We start from the raw sequence: 1,031 nt of genomic DNA on the forward strand, positions 1-1,031 counted from the left end.
GCATAATCACATGCGCGGCCGGCAGCGGCGTAAAGCGGTCGCAGACCCAACCCCACGCATATTTGCCCAAAGCCGCGCACAGGGCCGCCGCACAGGCCAACAGCATGGACGTATAGGGCGCCAGGCCCAGGTCCACAAAACGCGGCTTCATCTGGCTCATGACGGAAGAGCTGACCATAAGGGCCAGCCCGAAGGCGATGCCCATGCAGTAGGCATAGGGCGAATGCATCAACCCCCTGAAGGACGTGTCCGGCGCAAGCCTGCACCGCCCTGCCGGGGGTTCGTGCTTTCTGCCGTCAGGGTGCATGTGCATGGCCTGAGGCGTATCGCGCACCATGAACCATGACAGGGGGGCAAGCCCGCAGGTGAGCAGCCCCAGCACAAGATAGGCCGTGCTCACGTCAAAGGCGTTGATAAGCGCCATGCTTGCCAGGGGCAGCACCACGCCGGAAAGAGACGTGCCGGCGTTGACAAGGCCAAAAGCCCGGCCGCGAAAATAGTAAAACCAGTTGCTCACAAGCGCGTTGCCCACAACGCCGCCGCAAATCTGTGTGGCGCTCCACGCCAGAGTGAACAGCAGGGTAAAAAACACGAGATTGCCCGTCATGCCCTGCAAAATGGTGGCGATGCCGCCCACAAGCGCCCCGGCCGTCATGAGACGCCGCAAGGGAAAACGCGCGGAAAGCGACGCCGCCAGAGGCATGGCAAGCTGCCCCACCAGCGCGGCTACGGCCATACTGATGTTAAGTTCCGCCCTGGTCCAGCCATAAGCCACGCAGAGCGGCTCCATGAACGCATTCATGCAATAGAGCACCGTACCCTGAAGCATGAAGTTGCCCCCCATGGAGAGCAGGCTTATTTTCCAACCGTAAAACATGTCATCCTCGAAGTAGTTCCGCACCGGTAACATAAGGAAGCACTGATTAAAGAGCCTCCCGGAAACGCACCGGCGCAGGCATTGACGCAAAAAACGGCGCGGCAGGCCGCACAGGGGCGCCGCTCCGAGAATGCCTTGCCAAACACCCGATGCC

General features: G+C 61.2%; 1 protein-coding gene. It reads right to left on the reverse strand.

Going from position 1 to position 1,031, the window contains the following annotated elements; translation table 11 throughout:
* On the reverse strand, positions 1-877 hold an 877-nt coding region (locus tag V6C16_RS14100; RefSeq protein ID WP_333543539.1), incomplete at its 3' end, for an MFS transporter.
* Positions 878-1,031 lie beyond the last annotated feature (154 nt).

Origin of the sequence: Desulfovibrio sp. 1188_IL3213 (assembly GCF_036763145.1) — a bacterium.
Lineage (GTDB): Bacteria > Desulfobacterota > Desulfovibrionia > Desulfovibrionales > Desulfovibrionaceae > Desulfovibrio.